Origin of the sequence: Nocardioides terrigena (assembly GCF_003047265.1) — a bacterium.
GTDB lineage: Bacteria > Actinomycetota > Actinomycetes > Propionibacteriales > Nocardioidaceae > Nocardioides > Nocardioides terrigena.
In genome coordinates this window covers 82,443-101,648 of sequence record NZ_PZYY01000004.1, presented here as the reverse complement: position 1 = coordinate 101,648, position 19,206 = coordinate 82,443, and the positions used below count along the sequence as shown (strand labels likewise).

General features: G+C 69.7%; 17 protein-coding genes and 2 pseudogenes. 11 read left to right on the top strand and 8 right to left on the bottom strand.

Annotated elements, in window-relative coordinates:
• The first annotated feature begins 82 nt into the window (after window positions 1–82).
• The 3 genes and pseudogenes from DAE25_RS23130 to DAE25_RS23850 all read left to right on the top strand — a co-directional run.
• Window positions 83–880 carry a hypothetical protein gene (locus tag DAE25_RS23130; protein WP_159083660.1) on the top strand — a complete coding sequence of 266 codons (798 nt, stop codon included), beginning with the start codon at window positions 83–85 and terminating at the stop codon, window positions 878–880.
• 216 nt (window positions 881–1,096) lie between these two features.
• On the top strand, window positions 1,097–1,621 hold the full coding sequence (locus tag DAE25_RS09720; protein ID WP_107766021.1) for a hypothetical protein: 525 nt from the start codon (window positions 1,097–1,099) through the stop codon (window positions 1,619–1,621).
• A gap of 49 nt (window positions 1,622–1,670) precedes the next feature.
• A pseudogene (locus DAE25_RS23850) lies at window positions 1,671–2,033 on the top strand (NUDIX hydrolase); the annotation flags it as partial.
• Window positions 2,034–2,071: 38 nt separating this feature from the next.
• On the opposite strand, the gene DAE25_RS23845 reads toward DAE25_RS23850, so the two are convergent.
• Window positions 2,072–2,530 (bottom strand): hypothetical protein, encoded by a 459-nt coding sequence (locus DAE25_RS23845; protein WP_234411000.1) that lies wholly within the window; start codon window positions 2,528–2,530, stop codon window positions 2,072–2,074.
• 166 nt (window positions 2,531–2,696) lie between these two features.
• Between DAE25_RS23845 and DAE25_RS09710 the strand changes: the two genes are divergently transcribed.
• The 6 genes from DAE25_RS09710 (at window position 2,697) to DAE25_RS09685 (ending at window position 8,009) form a co-directional block, all read left to right on the top strand.
• Window positions 2,697–3,140, top strand: a complete 444-nt coding sequence (locus DAE25_RS09710; RefSeq protein ID WP_107766019.1) for a ferritin-like domain-containing protein — start codon at window positions 2,697–2,699, stop codon at window positions 3,138–3,140.
• A 111-nt stretch (window positions 3,141–3,251) separates the two neighbouring features.
• Window positions 3,252–3,908 carry a VOC family protein gene (locus DAE25_RS09705; protein ID WP_107766018.1) on the top strand — a complete coding sequence of 219 codons (657 nt, stop codon included), beginning with the start codon at window positions 3,252–3,254 and terminating at the stop codon, window positions 3,906–3,908.
• A gap of 42 nt (window positions 3,909–3,950) precedes the next feature.
• Window positions 3,951–4,694 carry a DsbA family protein gene (locus DAE25_RS09700; protein WP_107766017.1) on the top strand — a complete coding sequence of 248 codons (744 nt, stop codon included), beginning with the start codon at window positions 3,951–3,953 and terminating at the stop codon, window positions 4,692–4,694.
• Complete coding sequence (locus DAE25_RS09695) at window positions 4,691–5,167, top strand: SRPBCC family protein (protein WP_107766016.1); 477 nt, start codon at window positions 4,691–4,693, stop codon at window positions 5,165–5,167. Before DAE25_RS09700 ends, DAE25_RS09695 begins: the two co-directional genes overlap by 4 nt.
• A gap of 128 nt (window positions 5,168–5,295) precedes the next feature.
• A complete protein-coding gene (locus DAE25_RS09690; RefSeq protein WP_107766015.1) occupies window positions 5,296–7,008 on the top strand; it encodes a multicopper oxidase family protein in 1,713 nt (570 codons plus the stop codon).
• Window positions 7,009–7,157: 149 nt separating this feature from the next.
• The gene (locus DAE25_RS09685) at window positions 7,158–8,009 is read left to right on the top strand and encodes an alpha/beta fold hydrolase (RefSeq protein WP_234410962.1); all 852 of its coding nucleotides are present in this window, start codon (window positions 7,158–7,160) and stop codon (window positions 8,007–8,009) included.
• Window positions 8,010–8,127: 118 nt separating this feature from the next.
• Here DAE25_RS09685 and DAE25_RS09680 read toward each other — a convergent pair whose 3' ends face one another.
• The 5 genes from DAE25_RS09680 to DAE25_RS09660 form a co-directional block, all read right to left on the bottom strand.
• The gene (locus DAE25_RS09680; protein ID WP_107766014.1) at window positions 8,128–8,646 is read right to left on the bottom strand and encodes a winged helix-turn-helix transcriptional regulator; all 519 of its coding nucleotides are present in this window, start codon (window positions 8,644–8,646) and stop codon (window positions 8,128–8,130) included.
• Between the two features lie 10 nt (window positions 8,647–8,656).
• On the bottom strand, window positions 8,657–9,472 hold the full coding sequence (locus tag DAE25_RS09675; RefSeq protein ID WP_107766013.1) for an MBL fold metallo-hydrolase: 816 nt from the start codon (window positions 9,470–9,472) through the stop codon (window positions 8,657–8,659).
• A gap of 30 nt (window positions 9,473–9,502) precedes the next feature.
• Window positions 9,503–10,336 carry an alpha/beta hydrolase gene (locus DAE25_RS09670; protein ID WP_107766012.1) on the bottom strand — a complete coding sequence of 278 codons (834 nt, stop codon included), beginning with the start codon at window positions 10,334–10,336 and terminating at the stop codon, window positions 9,503–9,505.
• Window positions 10,337–10,358: 22 nt separating this feature from the next.
• Window positions 10,359–11,183: an alpha/beta fold hydrolase gene (locus tag DAE25_RS09665; RefSeq protein ID WP_107766011.1), complete on the bottom strand. Its 825-nt coding sequence runs from the start codon at window positions 11,181–11,183 to the stop codon at window positions 10,359–10,361.
• A 99-nt stretch (window positions 11,184–11,282) separates the two neighbouring features.
• The gene (locus DAE25_RS09660) at window positions 11,283–14,009 is read right to left on the bottom strand and encodes a helix-turn-helix transcriptional regulator (protein WP_107766010.1); all 2,727 of its coding nucleotides are present in this window, start codon (window positions 14,007–14,009) and stop codon (window positions 11,283–11,285) included.
• 298 nt (window positions 14,010–14,307) lie between these two features.
• On the opposite strand from DAE25_RS09660, the gene DAE25_RS09655 reads away from it, so the two are divergent.
• Window positions 14,308–15,840 carry a CocE/NonD family hydrolase gene (locus tag DAE25_RS09655; protein WP_234410961.1) on the top strand — a complete coding sequence of 511 codons (1,533 nt, stop codon included), beginning with the start codon at window positions 14,308–14,310 and terminating at the stop codon, window positions 15,838–15,840.
• A 395-nt stretch (window positions 15,841–16,235) separates the two neighbouring features.
• Window positions 16,236–16,505: pseudogene (locus DAE25_RS24265) on the top strand (GNAT family N-acetyltransferase); the annotation flags it as partial.
• Window positions 16,506–16,804: 299 nt separating this feature from the next.
• Here DAE25_RS24265 and DAE25_RS23835 read toward each other — a convergent pair.
• Window positions 16,805–17,500, bottom strand: a complete 696-nt coding sequence (locus tag DAE25_RS23835) for a hypothetical protein (protein ID WP_234410959.1) — start codon at window positions 17,498–17,500, stop codon at window positions 16,805–16,807.
• 217 nt (window positions 17,501–17,717) lie between these two features.
• On the bottom strand, window positions 17,718–19,106 hold the full coding sequence (locus DAE25_RS09645) for a hypothetical protein (RefSeq protein WP_199907514.1): 1,389 nt from the start codon (window positions 19,104–19,106) through the stop codon (window positions 17,718–17,720).
• Window positions 19,107–19,206: the final 100 nt, after the last annotated feature.

Genomic DNA, 19,206 nt, shown 5'->3' with positions numbered 1-19,206 from the left:
TGGGCGGCGGCCCGGGCGGCCCGGGAGAGATCCCCAGCCTCGACCCAATGGCTGTTCACTCGTGGCGACATAGGATCTCGTCATGGAGCTGATCCTGCTGGTGTTGGTCCTGGGGGCGTTGGCCGCCGTTGTCGTGGTGCAGTCGCGTCGCAGCAAGGAGCGCGAGCTGACCCGGCGCGAGGACGAGCTCGCTCCGGTCCGCAAACTTGCCTTCGAGGACATCACCGCCTTCGGCGTGGACCTCCAGGAGCTCGACCTGGAGATGAGCGGTCACGAGCTGGACGCCGGCGCCAACGCCGACTACCAACGTGCGCTCGACGCCTACGAGTCGGCCAAGCTCGCCGGCGACTCCATCACCAAGCCGGAGGACATCCGGCACATCACCGAGATCGTCGAGGACGGCCGCTATGCCGTCGCCTGCGTGCGCGCCCGGGTCGAGGAGAAGCCTCTGCCCACCAGGAGGCCGCCGTGCTTCTTCGACCCGCGCCACGGGCCTTCGGTCGCCGACGTCCCCTACGTGCCGCCGGACGGCGTGGAGCGCGACGTGCCGGCCTGCGCCCTCGACGTCGAGCGCGTCAACGCCGGCGCCGAGCCGGACGTCCGCAAGGTGATGGTCGGGGCCCAGAGGGTTCCCTACTGGCAGGGCGGCCGTGCTTACGAGCCCTACGCCATGGGCTACTTCGGTGCCTTCGGGCCGATGACGTGGATGTTCATGGGCGGGATGATGTTCGGCGACCTCGGTGGCGGTTACGACGGTGGTGGCGACGGGGGCGATGGCGGTGGCGACGGCGGCGGCGATGGCGGTGGTGATGGCGGCGGCGACGGCGGTGGCTTCGACTTCGGCGGGGACGGCGGGGGCTTCGACTTCGGCGGTTTCTGAGGTCGGACCTACCGTCGGCTCGCGACTGCGGGCCGTCGAGCCGACTGGCTGGCGGGGCCGAGGCGCAGAACGCCCTGGACCTCGCTGACATAGCGGAGCGGGACCTCGGCGTCCTCAATCGCCGGCGGTTCGTATCTCGCGGTGGCTCCCGCGTCTCTGTAGGAGGGACCGAGTCGCCCCGCGTGGGGGCGACCGTCCGAGTGGGAGGAGACAGTCATGGAGCTGACGCAGACGATCGGGATCGGGGTCACCGACATCCAACATGCGGCGCTGGAGGAGGCGCGGCGACTGATGCGCGAGGCGAAGGGCGACCGAAGGGTGGCCACGGGCCTGACCTTCGAGCGGCTGCACGACCTGGGATGGGTGTCGGCGGAGGAGCGGGACGTGCTCCACAGGATGCACGAGATCGGGTTCGACGCCACGCAGAAGCAGAAGGACGGCGAACCCAACGCCACGGCCGCCTACCTCGAGGTACGCCGCATGTACAACGGCCTGCTTGCCCAGGGTGACGCCGGACCGGTCGCTCTGGCCCTGGCTGCTGGTGCCGTCGGATCGTACGAGGCGGTCCCGGGTGACGACGGTGCCACCGTGGTCTACGCCAAGAGCAATCGCAGCTATCAGGGGATTCTCGGAGGAGCCGGCGCGATCATCGGCGGCGCCCTCGGCGGTGCACCAGGGGCGGCGATCGGGGGCGCGATCGGTGGAGTCATAGGCACGATCGTCGACGACTGCAAGGACTGACCGACTGGAGCTGCGTACCGCTGTCGGATGCCCGTGCTTTGCTGCGCGAATGCACAGAGTCGTCGTCGGCGCGCTGGTCAGCGAGGACCGGGTCCTCCTTGTCCACCGCAGTCCCCGCAAGCGTGCGTTCCCGGACCAGTGGGACCTGCCCGGTGGGGGCGTCGAGGACGGCGAGTCAGAGATGGGCGCACTCACGCGGGAGCTGCACGAGGAGCTCGGCGTGCAGATCGTGACCAGCTCGACGATGCACCTGTGTCGGCTGACCATCGGACCCGCGGAAGCGCCCGTGCTGGTGAGCGCCTGGTTGGTGCATGAGTGGGAGGGAAGTCCAGCGAACGTCGCTCCCGACGAACACGACGACATCGGGTGGTTCGGCCCGGACGAGCTGCCGCCCCTCGCCCACGAGCCCGTGCGTCGGGCCCTGGTGAGCGCAGTGTGGGGCCGCAGGAGTCAGCGCCCGCAGCGGTCCACGCGCTCCCACGGCCAGTCGGTGGCGAGCCAACGGGCGACGGCGTCCGCGAGTGGTACGTCGAGGTCCGCCCTGTCGGCGCTCACCCACGACTGCGCCGTCACGTCCCACTCCTCGGAGGACGTCGGATACAGGTAGACACATCCGATGATGCGGGTGCTGCCCGGCTCCAGGACGGTGAAGGTGAAGCCGACACCTCGCGTGAAGTCGTCGGCGTGGCGGCGCAGGTCGGCGAGGTTGTCCTCGAGCGTCATGCCGCCGGGTGGCGGCCAGTTGCCGTCCGGATAGCCCGGGGTGGAGCGGATGTGGTCGATGCTCGACATCCAAGCGGCGTGATCCGCCTGGTTGTGCTGCGGCCCCAGCGGCTCCAGGTGGAACTGGTCGTTGTCGAGTGAGGTGGGCGGCTCGAAGCCGACTGGCACGAATCCATCCGAGGTCATGACCAGGAACGTACGTCGCTGGCCGGCGCCTCGGCACGTGAGTTCTTCTCGGCGAGGACCGAAGCCAGGCAGCTGCCACGCGATCAGCTTGACCCTCCCCACGGGTGATCCGGCGAGGTGGCAAGTCGGCGAGGGTGGGACGACCTACCTCACGAAGGAGCACAGCATGTCCGATGACGCTAAGGCGGCCAAGGAACTGGTCGAGACGCTGAAGGACGGCGAGCGCGGCTACGCCGACGCGGCCGAGAAGCTCCGCGACGGGGAGCACCCCGAGTGGGCCACGACCCTCCAGCGCTTCTCCGAGCAGCGCGAAGGATTCTGGCGCGAGATCGTCGACCTCGGCCACGAGTACGGAGATGACGTCGACAAGAGCGGCACGGTCGCTGCGGCCGTGCATCGGGGCTGGATCTCCCTGAAGGACGCCCTGACCGGCGACGACGCCGAGGCCGTGCTCAAGGCGGCCGCGACCGGCGAGGACCACGCGGTCAAGGAGTACGAGGACGCCCTGGAGATGGACCTCAGTGCAGGCTTCCGCGAGGTCGTCGTACGCCAGCGGGCCGCCGTCGTCGCCGCCCGCGATGAGGTCAAGGCACTCCAGAACGCTGGGTAGCGGTCGTGGCCCGGCGTCGCGCGAGCGGCGACGCCGGGCTCGGCTCGTACGCGGCCGAGAGGTGCTACGAGGTCAGTCCTGGGCGCGCCTTCCGAGGACTAGCATGCCCGGATGAGCGAGGACGGGTGGCGGCAGTTCTTGGCCGCCGAGGGGGTCGACGACTGGGTGGTCCTCCATGGCGGTCCGACGGCTGTGTTCCGCGTCGGGAGCCTGCAGGAGGCGGCACGCCTGGCGCCATCCCTGGCGAACGTGAGCGGCTTGGATCCGCGGACCGTGCTGAGCCTCGCGTCCGATCGTGTGACGGTGAAGCTCACCCGCGAGATGTGGGGCACGGAAGCCAAGCATGTCGACGTGGCTCGCGCGATCTCTGCCTTGGCGCGAGAGTCTGGCGCGACTGCCGATCGGCGCGCTGTCCACGAGGTGCAGGTGGCGATCGCGGCCAAGCCGGAGGCGATCGACCTCGGTTTCTGGCGGGCGGTCCTCGGATACGCGAGCCTTCACGACGACAACTGCCTCGATCCCCTCGGACAGGGCTCGACGGTGTGGATGCAGGACCTCGACCCTGACAAGCCGCTGCGGCACGCGATGCACGTGGATGTCTCTGTTGCGCGCGAGGAGGCCGACGCTCGGATCGCGGCAGCCGTCGCGGCCGGTGGGCGGGTGGTGGACGACTCCGACGCCCCCGGCGCGTGGATCCTCGCTGATCCGTCGGGCAACAAGGTGTGTGTCGCCGCTTGGCCAGACGGCGCACCCATGCGCGACTCGTAGTCCCACAGCTCCACTCTGCAGTGCGCGCCATAGTGTCGATCCATGACTTCCGCTGACATCCGCTTCTACTTCGATCCGGTGTGCCCCTTCTGCTGGCTGACCAGCAAGTGGATCCGGATGGTGCAGGCCGAGCGTCACCTGACGGTGGACTGGCGGTTCATCTCGCTGCGGCTGATCAACGAGCACATCGACTACGACGCCCACTTCCCACCCGAGTACGAGGCGGGGCACACCGACGGGCTGCGCCTGTTGCGCACGGTGGCCCGTGCGCGGCAGGAGCACGGCAGCCAGGCCGTGGACTCGCTCCAAGCCGCGCTCGGAGCACACATCTTCGACACGCCTCCCACCGACCCTGCGGACGCAACGGCGGACCGTGGGCGACACGGCACCCGCCAGTTCCTCGAGCCCATCCTGACCGAGGTGGGCCTGCCCACCCAGCTGGCCGACGCCCTCGACGACACCTCGTGGGACGCCGCGATCCGCGCGGACGGCGACGAGGCCCTCGCACTGACCGGAAAGGACGTCGGCACGCCCATCATCCACTTCGAACCCCCGGACGGAGTGGCGTTCTTCGGCCCTGTCATCAGCCGCCTCCCCGAGCCCGACCGTGCCGGGGAGCTGTGGGACCACGTGGTGGGGCTGGCCCGGTTCCCCGGCTTCGCCGAGCTGAAGCGCAGCCTGCGCGAGCAACCGCAGCTGGTCGGCTTCGGCGTCGAGCCCGGCGCCGTCGGCAAGCAGGAGGACTGGCACGGCGGCAGCCGGCGACAGAGGAGTGAGCGCGGATGACGCAGTCGGAGTCGAGGACTCACCAGGAGGCGGTGATCGTCGCGGCCATCCCCGAGGCGGTCTACGACCTCGTCAGTGACATCACGCGGACCGGCGAGTGGAGCCCGGTCTGTACGGCGTGCTGGTGGGACGACGAGGCGGACGCGGGTCGGGTCGGCGCCTGGTTCACCGGCCGCAACGAGCTCCCGGACCGCACCTGGGAGACCCGGTCCCAGGTGGTCGCAGCCGACCGCGGCAAGGAGTTCGCCTGGCTCGTGGGAGGGGCGTTCGTGCGGTGGGGCTTCATCGTCGAGGCGGCGGGAGCGGGGACGCGGCTGACCGAGACCTGGGAGTTCCTCCCCGAGGGGCTGGCGATGTTCGCGGACAAGTACGGCGAGCGCGCTGCCGATGAGATCGAGGACCGCACCCGCCAGGCGCATGCCGGGATCCCCACGACCCTTGCCGCGATCAAGCAGATCGCAGAGACCACCTGATCGCACGGGCAAAAGGCCCGCGCCGGCCGTGGTCCTCGGAGAGATGTCCGACCCAGAATCCCCCAAGGTTTCGTGCCCAGAATCGTCTGTGACGGTCTCGGATCGCAGGAACTGCCGAGGAGGGCCCGATGGCCGACATCGATCGCCGCGACTTCATCATGCTGGCCGGACTGGGTGTGGGCGCCACCGCCGTGGGAATCGCGGTGCCGCTGGGCCAGTCGGCCAGCACAGCCGACTGGATCAGCACCTCGTTGAAGCCAGCCCTCTTCAAGCGGCCGATGCCCGTCCAGCAGGCGATGAGCCCGGTGCGCCTGACCGACCAGTACGGCGAGTACCTGCACTTCGAGCTCACCGAACGGCCCGGGCTGGCGCAGATCCTCGATCCGGGAGCACCGAAGACCCCGATCCTCGGCTATGCCGTGGGTGCCGGTGCTCCCACGGTGCCCGGCCCGCTGATCAAGGTGGACCAGAACACCCGTGTGCGCCTGCGCGTGCACAACGCGCTCCCGACCACCCACCCGACCTTCGGCTACGGAGGCGTCGCGACCTCGGTGCACCTGCACGGCTCGGCGTCGCTCCCGCAGGACGACGGCTTTCCCGATGACCTGACCACCCCCGGCAAGTCCAAGGACTACTGGTACCCGAACAGCCAAGGAGCCAGGACGCTCTGGTACCACGACCACGCCGTGCACCGGACGGCCCAGAACATCTACAGCGGACTGCTCGCGCAGTACCACATCCAGAGCCCGTGGGAGAAGGCGAACCTGCCGCAGGGCCAGTACGACGTCCCGCTCATGATCAGCGACGCCATCTTCGCCAAGAACGGCCAGCTGGCGTACATGGACCGTGACTTCTCCGGCATGTGGGGCGACGTGATCACGGTCAACGGTGTGCCGTGGCCGTTCCACAACGTCGAGCGCCGGTTCTACCGGTTCCGGGTCCTGATGTCGACCCTCTCCCGGTCGATGACGCTGAGCTTCGTCAACACCCGCACCGGAGGTGTGCTCCCGACCTTCGTCGTCGCCACCGACGGAGGCGTCACGCCTCCTCAACAGGTCACCACCTGGCGTCATGCGAGTGCCGAGCGGTACGAGGTCATGGTCGACTTCGGGACGTGCCGCATCGGCGACAAGGTCGAGCTCCGCAACGCCAGCGCCAAGAACAACCGGAACTACCTGCGCACCAACAAGGTGATGCAGCTGCGTGTCACCCGCGAGCGCACGGACACCCGCTGGAACGTCGTGCCGACTCCGCCGGACAGCGAGATCAGCACCGTGATGAGGGCATCCGCGGACGCGGCACGTCGGACGCGTCACATCGACATGAAGCACGACGACGTGACGAACGAGTTCTCGATCAACGACATCTTGTGGAGGGACGTGCGGGCCTCGCAGTGGAACATCTTCGCGGACGACAAGGAGTCCGAGCGGCCCCGGCCCGGTGACTACGAGATCTGGCGGATCGAGAACGACTCCGGCGGATGGTTCCACCCGATGCACTGGCACCTCGCGGACTTCCGGATCCTCAAACGCTCCGGTGGATCCGGAAGGGTCGAGGCGTGGGAGAAGGGGCCCAAGGACACCGTGTACGTCGGTGAGGGGGAGCGTGTGGAGATCCTGGTGCACTACGCGATGCCGCCGACGACCTACCCGGACGGACGGAGCACGGGCCAGGCTGGTGCCAACGGACACCTGGGCGGGCGCTACATGATCCACTGCCACAACGCCACTCACGAGGACCACGACATGATGGCCCAGTTCCTGGTGGCTCCCGCGAGTGGCGAGGTCGACCTGTCCCCCGCGCACCCCAACCACCCCGTCTTCGGGGCGCCACCTGTGTGATCTCCGCCCGGTGACGGTGGGCGGCCTGCGCCACCGTCGTGACGGGCGCGCGCGCGTACGCAGGGGTCGGACTACGAGCGGCACGTGGTCCGGCCACACCCCGGCGGGCCAAGGATCGGTGGGTCACCACCCAATCCGAGGAGTCCCCCATGGCACCGAAGCTCTTGACCCGTCCCGTGACGACCTTCCTGATGGCTCTGAGTCTGCTGGGCGTGATGCTCAGTGCGGCGGGAGCCGCGTCGCCACCGGGAGACACCCGTGCCGCCGTTCAAGCCCCCCAGGCGAGCAAGAAGCACGACGCCAAGCCCACCGTGGTGCTCGTCCATGGCGCGTTCGCAGACTCCAGCGGATGGAGCGCCGTCGCCGGTCGCCTGATGAATGCGGGCTACCCCGTGCTCGCCTTCTCGAACCCCCTCCGCGGCCCGAGCAGCGACGGGGAGTACCTCCGGAGCTTCCTCTCGACGATCGAGGGCCCGATCGTGCTCGTGGGTCACTCGTACGGCGGCGTGGTCATCACCAACGCGGCCACCGGCAACGAGAACGTCCGGTCCCTCGTCTACGTGGCCGCCTACGCGCCCGCGGAGGGCGAGAGTGTCTCGGACGCCAACCACCTCGGCGGTGGGACCTCGGTCGTGACGGACCACCTGGTTGTGCGGCCGTTCCCCGGAGCGAGCAACGGCGACGCGGATGCCTACATCGATCCGGTGTGGTTCCACGAGCTCTTCGCCCAGGACCTGCCCCGGCGGACGACGCGGTTCATGGCGGCGTCGCAGCGCCCCGGAGCGTTCGCCGCACTGGTGACCCCCTCGGGTCCGCCGGCGTGGGCCGAGATCCCGAGCTGGTATCTGGTGGCGAGCCAGGATCGCATCATCCCGCCCGAGGCCGAGCGAGCCATGGCAGAGCGGGCCGGCTCGACCACGGTCGAGATCGACAGCTCGCACGTGGCCATGATGAGCCACCCGGGCGCCGTGACCCGGCTGATCCGCCAAGCGGCCCGGTAACCCGGACCCGGGGCCGGCGGGCGCGTGTCCGCCGGCCCCAGCACGCGTGCCCCGGGCAGCTGGACAGCTCTGGATCACGGCCGCCTGCGGACACCGCGGCGCTTCGTCACGCTGGCTCTCAGGGCCGTTGTGCGGCCCAGTCCTCGAGGGTCACCGGGTCATCGAGCCCGAAGGGGCCGGCCGCCGTGACGGCGATGTCGTCGGCGTTCACTACATGGCCGGACGCACACCGCGCCTCGATGGTCACCGGCTCGCCGCACTCGTCGTGGCGGAGGTCGGGTGGGTAGGGAGGCGGGTCATGGCGGTTGGCCCACTGGAGCAACGCGAACAGCGCCGGCATGAGGTCCTGGCCGGCGGCGGTCAGCACGTACTCGTGACGAATCCGTTGCCCGGGACGCTGGTAGGGCTGCTTGTCCAGGATGCCGGCCCGCACCAGCTCCCGGAGGCGCGCCGATGTGGTGGCGTCGGTGAGGTCGGCACGGGCGGCGAACTCCTCGAACCGTGTCGCGCCGTAGAACGCCTCTCGCAGCACCAGCATCGCGGACCGGGTGCTCAGCACGCCGAGTGTCCGCTCGATCGGGCAGTAGCCACCGACGGGTCGGTTCTCGCGGCGGGCCAGCGCCCCACGGAGTTTCATGGACACCGTTTCACTCTAGGTCTTGGCCCCACGTCGACGTGTCGCCCACCTGGCTGGCGACGCCGAGCTCCAGCCAGGTGAAGAGCTGCCCGATGGCCGGGCGCGCGTGGTCCACGGTGGCGCGCAGCTCGGTGGTGGGCTCGCTGAAGTGCGACCAGCCCTCGTGGTGCACGGGTACGACGACGCGGGGTCGCAGCAGCTCGGCGAGCCGCACCGCGTCCTTGCCGTCCATGGAGTACCGCACCCGACCTGTGGTCGGGAACCGGACCCGGCCGAGATGGACGAGCAGCACGTCGACGTCCAGGCTCTCGGCCAGCTGGCGGACCGGTCGGTGCAGGACGGTATCGCCGGTCATCCACACGGCGACCGTGTCACGGTCCGCCAGCGTCAGGGTGAAGCCGATGACCGGACCGACAAGGGGCGTGCTGAACGGCGGCCCGTGTCGGCACGGGGTGGCCCCGATGGTCAGGGTCTGCTTGCCCGGCGCGCGCAGCGTGTGGGTCTCACCGGGAGCAAGGCCCACCGCGTTTGCCCCGAGGAGCCGGCGCGCCGCCGCCCGGGTGGTGAGCACGGTCCCGGCCTGCGGGAGGACGTCGCGGCCACGCTGGTCCAGGTTGTCTGCATGGTGGTCGTGGCTGAGCAGCACGACGTCGACGGGTGCGACGGCGTCGGGCTCCAGCGCAGGCCCAGCGGTCTTGGTGGACGACGTCCCCCATCCGAATGCGTAGGTGGTGCCGGGTGGGTCGAAGGTGGGGTCGGTGAGGATCCGCCAACCGCCGAGCTCGAGCAGGACGGTGGGTCCGCCGAGATGTGTCATCCGCACCATGTCGGACCCACCGTCCTCGTCACGACCCGATCACGAGCCTGCAGCGGTCTCGGACCCGGTGCGGGCGTGCTCGCGCGCCCACGTGAGCGCGTGGTCGGCAACTGCTTCCCAGCCGGGCGCGGCGCAGGTCCAGTGGTCGCGGCCCTCGAACTCGTAGTACTCGGTCAACGCCGGGGACTTCTTGTAGTGCTTCGCGTTCGACTTGTTGACCGAGGTCGGCATGATGTGGTCCTCCGAACCGCCGATGAAGAGCAGCGGGGCCCTGTCGGCGGAGTAGTCGACCCAGGTGTCCTGGTGTCCGGGCTTGAAGTTGGCGAAGAGCCCGAACTCCCAGATCCAGCTGCCGGGCGCCGGGATCTGGTAGCGGTCCCACGCAGCCTTGGAGTCCTCCGCCGACAAGGTGTTGGTGAAGGCGTAGTGGAACTCCTCGGGAGTGAAGCCGACAGCCTTGTGCCGGTTCGCCGGGTTCTTGAGTGCCGGGAACAGTGACTTGGCCTGGGAGATCGGATTCACCCTGACTCCCTCGGTGGGCGCGGAGTCGATGGCCACGCCGGCGCACCCCAGGCCCCGGGCGAGCAGGAGCTGGGTGAGGGTGCCTCCGAAGGAGTGGCCCATGATGATCGGAGGGCTCTCGAGCGCCTCGATGGTGGCGGCGAGGTGGTCGACGGTGTCGGGGACGGTCAGGTCGGCGATGATCTCGGGGTTGGCCCGCAGGGCCTCGACCTCGATGTCGAAGCCCGGGTAGCCGGGGGTCAGCACGGCGTGGCCCTGTGCCTGGTAGTGGGTGACCCAGTTCTCCCAGCTGCGGGGGGTCATCCACAGGCCGTGCACGAGCACGATGGTCTGGCGGTGGTCGTCGTTCATGGTGGTGTCCTCTTCCGTGTGGTCAGGCGTCGATGAACGCGAGGAGGTCGGCGTGGAGCCGGTCGCGGTCGGTGTCGGGCAGGGCGTGGCCGCTCCCGGGGTAGACGGTGAGGGTCGCACCGTCGATCATCTGGGCAGAGCGCTTGCCGCCGACCTCGAAGGGCACGATCTGGTCGTCGTCGCCATGGATGACCAGCGTCGGGACGTCGACCTTCTCCAGGTCGGGTCGGAAGTCGGTGGCGGAGAACGCAGCGATGCACTCGTAGGCGCCTCGGTGGCCGCACGCCATGCTCTGCAGCCAGAATGCGTCGCGGAACCCCTGGTCGACGTCGTGGTTGCGGTTGTGGCCGAAGAACGGGCCGTCGGCGAGGTCGCGGTACAGCTGTGACCGGTTGGTCGCCTCACCTGCGCGGATCTGGTCGAACACCTCCAGGGGGAGCCCTTCGGGGTTGTCGTCGGTGCGCAGCATGAGCGGCGGGACGGCCGAGACGAGGACCACCTTGGCGACGCGGGCGGTGCCGTGCCGGCCGACGTAGTGCACGACCTCACCACCGCCGGTGGAGTGGCCGACCAGGGTCAGGTCGGTGAGGTCGAGGGCGTCGATCAGGCAGGCCAGGTCGTCGGCGTAGGTGTCCATCTCGTTGCCGTGCCACGTCTGGCTGGAGCGGCCGTGGCCACGGCGGTCATGGGCGATGGCTCGGTGGCCGTGCTCGGCGAGGAACAGCGCCGTCGCCTCCCAGGCGTCGGCGTTGAGCGGCCAGCCGTGGCTGAGCAGGACCGGAGTGCCACCGGCGCCCCAGTCCTTGTAGAAGATGTGGGCTCCGTCGTCGGCGTTCACGAAGGGCATGGAGTGCCTCCTGGATCGAGTGGGATCACCCGAGCCTGCAGCGAGGTGAACGGTCCCGGACCACGTGCGGCTCGTAGTCCGTGCGCCGGCGAGGACACCTCAGGTGAGGGTGCCGACGCGGTCGGCCAGCTGGCGTCGGGAGGAGATCCCCAGCTTCTGGAAGACCTTGCGCAGGTGGTAGTCGACCGTGTGTGCGCTGAGGAACATGGTGGCCCCGATCTCGGCGTTGGTGTGACCCGCTGCGGCGAGGCGCGCGACGGTCAGCTGCTGGACAGTGAGGTCCAGGGTGTCCGGCGTCCCGGAGGACGTGGAGCGGTCGCCGATCGCCTGCAGCTCGATACGGGCGCGGCGGGCGAACGCCGGAGCCTGGCCGCGCTCGAAGAGCTGGAGGGCCCGGTGCAGGTGCTCGCGAGCGTCCCGGCGTCGGCGGGCGCGCCGCAACCACTCGCCGTACAGGAGGTGAGCACGGGCGAGCTCGATGTCGAGGTCAGTGCGTTCCAGGGTCGAGATCCCACCCAGGTAGTGGGGTTCGGCATCGTGCTCGACGAGCGCACGGGAACGCTGGGCGACACCACTGGTCCATGGCGACCCGTTGACGGACGCCAAGGCCTCGAGGTGCGCCACGTGTACGACGGCCTCGTCGGCATGCTGGCTGCGGCACGCCGCCTCGATGAAGTCGGGCAGCTCGAGCGGGGTGACCTGGAGGAAGGGGTCGTCCACCAGTGGCTTGAGCCGGTGGTAGGCATCCTCGTAGCTGGCCTCGGCGAGGTCCCGCACGGCGAGGGCGGCCTGCCCGGCGGCCGCGACGCCGCCGAATCCCATCGAGGCCGCGCCCTCGCTGATCATCTCGACCTGTGGGCGAGGGGCGTCGGACCAGGCCAGCAGGGCGACGTTGATGACGTGCTCAGCGTCGTAGCCGATGGCGCGCCGCAGCTCGCGCACCTGCTCGATGTACTCGTGTGCCCGGCGGGGGGTTCCGCCGCTCAGCTCGGCCAGCGACATGATCCACAGCGCGGTGTCCAGCAGCTGCAGGGACCCCGCGTCGCGCGCCGCCGCAGCGGTGCGTTCGAGGCACTCGCGTCGGGCCGGGGCGTCCCACAAGGCTGTCGTGAGAGCGACACTGATGGCGCCGTACGTGAGGAGGTCCGGCGGATCCAGCGCCAGGATCGTGTCCACGGCGGCCCGCATGCTGGGTACGGCGTGCTCATAGGGGAGCAGGACGTGGGCGCTGAGTCCACGGAGGATGGTGCCTGCCGTGCCCTCGTCCAGCTCTGCGCCCTTGCGCATCCGGGCGCCGAGCTCGGACAGCGTGGCGCCCTGGGCCAGTCGTTCCGCAGGCAACGTGTACTCGAACGCCTTGATCAGGGCCCCCTGCTCGCGGTTGACGTCGTGGCCATGGAACGACTCGGCCGCCGACAACATGTTGGCTCCGGCCTCCATGAGTGCCGGGTCCGCGGTGAACATCGCGATGCTGGCCCGGGTCCAGATCAGGCGCCCCCGCGAGACCGGGTCCAGCACCTCCTCGTCCACGTCATCCAGGTAGGTCTTGGCCAGCTGGGCCGCACCTGACGCCAGCGCCGCCTCCGCTGCCGCGACGAGACGTGCGAACCTCAGCTCGCCGACGGGGGTCAGCGCGGACGACTGGGCCAGGAGTCGAGCCCGTGACGAGAGACCGCCGCGCCGTCCAGCCGCAGCGGCGACCCGCTCCAGCCGGTCAGCCACGTCCGGGTCGGTGCCGAGGGTGCCCTTGGCCGAGTGCCACGCCTCGACCTCGGCCAGGCCCAGCTGATCGGCGGCGGCCGCCAGCGCTCGGTGGGCCCGCCGCCGCTGCGCGCCCTGGGCGGCGTTGTAGGCAGCCGAGCGGACCAGTGGGTGCCGGAACCGGATCGCGTCCTCCAGCACGACCAGCCCGGCCGCCTCGGCCTCGTCGACCGGATCCTCCGGCAGGCCCCACGACTGGCCAGCCGCCCGGATGAGGTCGATGTTGCCGGTGGAGTCCGCCGCAGCGATCAGCAGCCACACCTGGAGGTCCGGTGACAGGTGGCGGATCCGGCGCAGGTACAGGGCTTCGAGGTGGTGGCCGATCGGCAGGGGCTCGTCCGCCAGGCTGGTCTCGGTCAGGCGGCGCACGCTCAGCTCCCCGGCGAGGTCGACCAGCGCCAGCGGGTTGCCACCGGTCGCAGCAACGATCTGCGCGGCTGCCACCGGATCGATCGCCTCGGGCAGGGACGCATTCAGCAGCCGCATCGCCCACTCTGGCTCCAGACCGGCGAGGTGCAGCACCGGCACTCCGGCGACGTGGGTCTCGAGGTGCGGGGTGTCCCGGGCAGCCATGACGACGGCTACGGCCTCGGCTCCGAGTCGGCGTGACACCAAACCCAGGACGTCCAGCGACTCGGGGTCGAGCAGGTGTGCGTCGTCGACCACACACACGATGGGCTCGACCTGTGCGGCGGCGGCCAGCAGTCCGAGGACTCCCAGGCCGACCAGGAAGCGATCCGGCGGCGGCCCGTCGGTGACGCCGGCGGCGACCTGGATCGCTTGTTGGTGCAGCTCTGGCAGAGCAGCCACGTACTCACGCAGCGGAATGAAGAGTCGCTGCACTCCTGCGAAGGGAATGGTGGACTCGGCCTCGAAACCGTCGGCCGTCAACAGACGCATGCCGGCCGGTTCGGACGTGGTGGCCTCCAAGAGCGTCGTCTTGCCGATCCCGGGCTCACCGGTCAGGAACAAGGCGCCTCCGCGACCGTTGCGGGCATGCCCCAGAAGGGTCCCCACGCGCTGCTTCTCCGCCTCCCGACCGAGTAGCGGTTGGCTGCGCCCCATGGCCTGACTCTATTGAGATGAAGTCAGGACGCGCCACCCCTCGGACTGACTAGTCCTGAGCCGGCGCAGGCACAACTGCCGGGCCTGTGCTGACCGGCCGGAGTACGCTGTCTCTGAGCCCTTCTGTCACCGGAGTTGTCATGGACGCGCTGTTGTCCGTCACTCGAGCCACGCGCTCAGGCAGCCGCTAGACGGTATGAAGTCCCGGCTGCGCCATCCGCTCGGAACCACACTGGCTCGGGTTCTACGGATGCCGCTTGGCCACTACGACTACACCGTCGGCCGAACGCGTGTCCCCATGCGTGACGGCGCGGAGCTCCTGACCGACGTGTACGTGCCGGCCACCAGGTCGTTGGGCACGGTTCTCATCCGCACCCCCTACGGTCTGGGCGGGGTGATCGCCCAGCTCACCGCCGGCTTCTTCGCCAGCCACGGCTACCGGGTCGTGAACCAGGGTTGCCGCGGGACGTCCGGTTCCGGAGGGGACCTCGACCCGTTCAGTCAGGAGAAGGCCGACGGCGCCGACGCGGTCGTCTGGCTTCGTCGACAACCCTGGTTCGACGGTCGCTTCGCCCTCTGGGGAGCGTCCTACCTGGGGCACGCGGCATGGGCGGTGATGGCGGACCCTCCCTCGGAGCTCGTGGCGGCGGTGGTCGCCATCTCCGGGCACGACGCCCACTGGGGGGCGCACGGTGCCGGGGCCTTCTCCCTCGAGGAGGTCGTGGGCCTCATGGACGCCCTGGGGCATCTCGAGGTCGGAGCCATCAGGCAAGTCGCGCGCGCGGCGACGTCGAGCCGCCGCTTGAGGCCGGCGTACGAGGACCTCCCTCTCGTCAAGGCGCAGGACACCCTCTTCGCCGGTAGTCCCATGCCGTACGCCGACTGGCTCCTGGCGTCGGACCCCGAGCATCCCGTCTGGCGCCACATGCGCCTGGGCCAGGCTCTCGACCGGGTCACCGTGCCCGTGCTGCTGCAAGCGGGTTGGCAGGACCGGTTCCCCGCCCAGATGATCGAACAGCACGACCGACTGCAGCAGCGGGGCGTCGAGGTGGGACTCACCATCGGACCGTGGACCCACATCGAGGCAGCCACCACGGGCGCCGCAGCCGTCATGACGGAGGCACTGGACTGGTTGGCCGAACACCTCGCCGGAGTCGGCGGCCAGCAGCGGCCGGGTCGGGTACGGATCTTCGTGACAGGCGCCCGGGAGTGGCGCAACCTGGAGGCGTGGCCGCCGCCGACCAGCGAGCGGGTGTTCCACCTCCAGTCCGGCGGTGGTCTCGACGACACCCCGCCGCCGTCCGGCACCGGTCCCACGACGTTCACGTACGACCCTTCCGATCCCACCCCAGCCGTCGGTGGCCGCGTGATCAACCCGGCGATCGGTGGTCATCGCGACAACCGGAGGCTCGAGGATCGCGCAGACGTCGTGACGTTCACCAGCCCACCGCTGACCGACCCTCTGGACGTGCTCGGGAACCCGGTGGTCGAAGTCGTCCACGAGACCGACAACCCATACGCCGACCTCTTCGTACGGGTATGCGAAGTGAGGAGGAGTGGGCGGTCCATCAACGTCAGCGACGGATTCGTGCGCCTGGGACCGGGGAATGCGAACGGGACCATCACGCTCCAGCTCGACGCCCTGGCGCACCGCTTCACCACCGGCAACCGCCTTCGCCTGCAGATCTCTGGAGGAGCGCACCCTCGTTACGCCAGGAACCTGGGCACCGACCGTGCACCAGCGACGAGTACCGACCTTGCTCCATCAGCTCGGAAGATCTTCCACGGCGACGGCGGCTCCTCCCGACTCCGCCTGCCCTGCTCGTACTAGCGCAGGATTCAGGTGAGTCCCTTGTCCGGCGGCGGGCCGGTCCGTGCGGCTAGGCACAGTGGCGGCGGTTCACGTGAACAGTCAAAGAGTGTCGCGACGGCGAATGCGGAACCAGTGACGGCGGCGGTGACAGCGAAGCCGCGCGCCCAGGTCACGGCGAGGTGATGCATCGTCGTCGCCGCTGGATCGGACCCGTGGCCCCTCCTAGCCTGTCGGTCGAGACGGAAGGGTGGATGCCGAGCGTGAGGATCCGGTCAGCGGTGCGGGGCGACGCGGCAGCGCTGGGGCGCGTCATGGTGGCGTCTTGGCTGTCGGGTCATAGGGGGCAGATGCCGGACGAGGCGTGGCGGAGGCGAGTGGCCGAACGGACGCCAGAGGTGTCAGAGCAGGGTTAGGTGCGTGTCCTCGTCGACCAGGCCAACGGCGACGCCCCGCGGGACGTGCTGCTGGTGGCAGACGACCACGCGGGGGAACTCGTGGGTCTTGTGTACGGGCGTCCTGCGGATGGTGATGCAGTACTGACTGCCGAGGTGGTTGCGCTGTACGTCGATCCGACTCGGCACCGCCAGGGCATCGGAGCCGCGCTGCTGCATGCGGCCGCGCTGGACTTCAGCCAGCTCGGGTTCTCGACCGTCCGGCTCGAGGTCTTGTCAGCGAACCTCCCGGCTCGCGCGTTCTACAAGCACATGGGAGGACACGAGGTCGGCCAGGGGACGTTCGACGAGGATGGCTACCTGCTTCCCGTGACGATCTACGAATGGAAGATTGGCAAGCTGGGGCCAAACGAGCTCCGTAGCTACGCCTACAGGCGGCGGGAAGACGCACCCGATCGCATTCGGGGACTGCCGCGAAAAGCCACCACTTCCGCGCTGTACCAGCAGGACCGCGGCACCCGCCCTGCTGCCCCATCGGCGGTGGCCATGGGCGGCGAGTGGGGCCGACCCGCACGGTTGTTGTCGTTGAATTACCTCGGCGTTGCCGCTTCTTGGTCGGTGTCACGCCCGGCCATGATGTGTGTTCGGGGACGCCGCAGTCCCAGCAGGGTCGCGTCCGCGAGCAGAAGAACGCCTGCCGTTGCTGTGAGCGTCCCGCGGATTGCCTCCCACCAGGGGCGGGCGTCGTAGGGACCGATTCCGTAGGTGGCCGCGGCGACGAACGGCGACGACAGCACCAACGCAATACCGGCTCCCCCCGCCAATCCGCGAGAGTTGAGGCTGAACCAGATCAACAGGGGAGCCGGTATGAAGAACCACGCGAACAAGGCAAGGTCGCCACCCACCGGGTGCACCACGATGCTGGTGAGACCGGACGTGAGCGTGGCGACGCCGACACTCACCAACGCGGCCACTCCGATCAGCCACACGACGCCAACCATGACCCCTGGGCGACGTCCGGTCAGCGCCCACGGCAGAAGCACGTAGGCGAGGGCGAGGACGAGCAGTGACGCGCCGGCCAGTTGCGCTGCCGTACCGATGGGTTCCCACGGAGCTTCGGGTGCGATGAAGTCGTACCGGTGATCTTGACGCATGTCGCACAGCGGGGACTCGCTGTCACCCCACGCGCACGCACCGGCCCAGCGTTGCCATGACGCGGTGTACATCAACGCCCCTGAGACCCCCAGAAGCAACCCCACTCCGGCTTTCAGGAACCGCAGCACCATCGTCCTCCTGCTCTGTTCGGTTCCCAGTGTGAGGCCCGTACAGACGCGGTGAAAGGCCCGCCGGGTGCCGGTTGTGGAGCGGAGGTGGCATCGACCGCTCCAATCGGCAAAGACACGCGACGACGTTTGCGGGCAACTCGCGGCGGTTCGACCCACCTTCAGAGGGCAAGAAGACGCGGTCCCGCGCCGGGGAGAGCGCGGGACCGCGACGCCCGTCTCAGCGGGCGCGCACCTTGTTCGACATCGTCGACCAAGAGCTGGCACCGGCGGCATTGAGGGCCCGGATCTTGAATCGGTAGGTGCCACGCTTCAGCACCATCGTGCGGGAGCGGGCGGAGCCGCTCAGCTTGTCCGAGGTGACGGCCTTGCCCCGAGCTCCGAGGCGCACCGCGCGGACCTGGTAGGCGGCGGCACCGGCGACGGACTGCCACCGAGCGGTGGCGGTGGCCCGGCCACCCGCTCGACCGGCCACGGCCTTCCTCACCTGCGGCGTCGACGGGCGCACCTGCGAGGGTGCGGGCGGCGTACCGGTCGAGGTGGACCCGGGCAGGGACGGGGGAGCGGGGAGGGCCCCTGCGGCGGTGGCGGGCGTGAGCCGGCTGCCGGCGGGCACCGGGAAGGGGAAGCCCAGCACGGCGAGGCGACCGCGGACCTGGTTCTGCGCCTGGCAGTCCTCGACGCAGTCAGTGGGCGGGTTGGCCACCTCGACGGCGTCCTCCCCGGTCACGAAGCCCATCCGGCCGCCGCTGGCGACGTCCCAGATCGACTGGCTGCCGCAGTGCTCGACGCTCGGGTTCAAGGGAGTGGCGGTGTTGCACTGGGGCTGGTCGACACGCTCGGCGACCTGCGCGCTGTCGCGGGCGACGAAGGCGGAGGAGACGTCGTTGCCGATGTTGGTGCGGGTGTTGACCTGCACGCAGAACTGGCTGGGCGGCCCGGTGACCACGCTGGTGCAGTCAGCACCGAGGAACTGGCCGACGCGCTCACGGAAGTTGGTGTTGTCGAAGAAGAAGGGCGTCATCCCGGGCTGGGACGACTGGGCGAGCGTGTGCACGATCCGCGTGGTCTGCCCGTCCCCGCGCTCCGGCTCCATCTGGAAGATGCCGCCCTGTGCGCAGTCCTTGGCCTGGATCTTCATCGACACCGCGGACCCGGTGCGCATGATGACCAGGTCCTCCTCGTCGAGGCTGACCTCCACGCCGCTGCTGAGCGTCGCGCCCCGGTGGTCCGGCACCTTGCTGGCCCACACCGGGGTGAACCGGCCGCCGGTCATGTCCTCCTCGTTGGCGGCACCCGTGAAGGCGTAGTCCAGGACGGCGAAGTCGGACGCACGCACGTCGAACTGGTTGTAGAGGCCCCGCACGCCGAAGCGCTCTCCGAGGGCTGCGGCCGAGACGGTGCCCTCGGTCGGGCTCGAGGCCACGGTGGCACCCGTCGTCAGGTTGACCAGCCGGAAGCCTCCACCCGCACAGGCGTCGGAGCTCGCGGCGGTGGCGGGGACGGCGAGCACGCCGGCGGTCATCGTCGCGGCGCCGAGCGCGACGACCATCGGCGCGACCAGGCGGCGTACCCAACCTCTGTGGTGGTGCAGTCCTGCTGTGCTCATCGCGACGCTCCGCTCTGCGGCGTGTGGGGTCCGCCGTCCAGGCCCCCGAGCGTGTCCCTGACGAGGAACGGGTCGCCATTGGACGTTGGTCCTAGTACCC